This is a genomic window from Polaromonas sp. P1_G4 (genome assembly GCF_056405475.1).
Genome location: NZ_JBFUCA010000835.1, coordinates 1 through 1,227 on the forward strand (window position 1 = coordinate 1; position 1,227 = coordinate 1,227).

Annotated in this window: 1 protein-coding gene; it reads left to right on the forward strand. The window is 59.4% G+C overall.

What is annotated here, in order from left to right; translation table 11 throughout:
- Positions 1–54: 54 nt before the first annotated feature.
- Positions 55–1,227 (forward strand): HAMP domain-containing protein (locus tag AC1D1X_RS23790; RefSeq protein WP_477699411.1); only part of this gene is annotated, 1,173 nt, incomplete at its 3' end.

The window sequence follows — 1,227 nt, forward strand, 5'->3', positions numbered from 1 at the left end:
GTAATCTCGTCAGCCGTTTCTACAAAACGTTACCTTCAATACAGGATGAATGATATGGAGGCACTAGCCAAGCTGGCCGTGGTGGAGCGCGACACCGAACTCAAGTTCATTCTCAAATCCCTCAGCGCGCTACGGCGGGGCGAACTCGCAGTCACACTCCCGACGGAATGGGAGGGCGTCTACGGAAAGATCGCCGCTGAATTCAATCAGCTGTCGGCTATGACGGCGGCGACCACCAGCCGCTGCAAGGGACTTGCTACCAAATCCCGCTCTGCTGCGCGAGTGAGTCGCCGTCTGCCGGAAGAAAAACTATCCGGCTTCTGGCTGGAAAACGCTGTCGCGATTAACACCGTGCTTGATGACGCCGATACGGCAGCGGACCAGACAAAAATTATTCTCGCAGCGTTGACCGACCTTAAGAAGGGCGATGTGCATGCGTCGTTGCCGCAGGACTGGACGGGTGTACCGGGCAAGGTTGCAGATGCATTTAACGATGTCGTTTCCGAGAACGTCCGGATGGCGCGAGAACTGGAGCGATTGAGCCGGGTGGTCGGAAAGGAGGGCCGCTTGAAAGAGCGCGCATTCGTGCCCGATGCCTCCGGCTTCTGGCGCGACTCTGCCGAGTCCATCAATTCCCTGATAGCGGATCTGGTTCATCCGACCAGCGAAGTGGCGCGTGTGATTGGTGCCGTCGCCCAGGGCGATCTCTCCAAGAGCATGGCCCTCGAAGCAGAAGGCAAGGCGCTGGAAGGCGAGTTCCTGCGTACGGCCATGATCATCAACAAGATGGTGGAGCAGCTCGGAACCTTCTCGGCCGAGGTGACGCGTGTGGCGCGCGAGGTGGGTACCGAAGRCAAGCTGGGCGGGCAGGCCGATGTGCARGGYGTRGCCGGTACGTGGAAAGATTTGACCGATTCGGTCAACTCCATGGGCTCCAACCTGACGGCGCAGGTGCGCAACATTGCCGAGGTGACRACGGCCGTGGCRGCCGGTGACYTKTCCAAGAAGATCACGGTGGACGTGAAGGGCGARATCCTCGAGTTAAAGAACACCATCAACACCATGGTGGATCAGCTGCGGTCATTTGCCTCTGAAGTGACGCGGGTGGCGCGCGAGGTGGGTACCGAAGGCAAGCTGGGCGGGCAGGCCGAYGTGCAAGGTGTGGCCGGTACCTGGAAGGATCTGACCGACAACGTGAACTTCATGGCCGGTAACCTGACATCACAG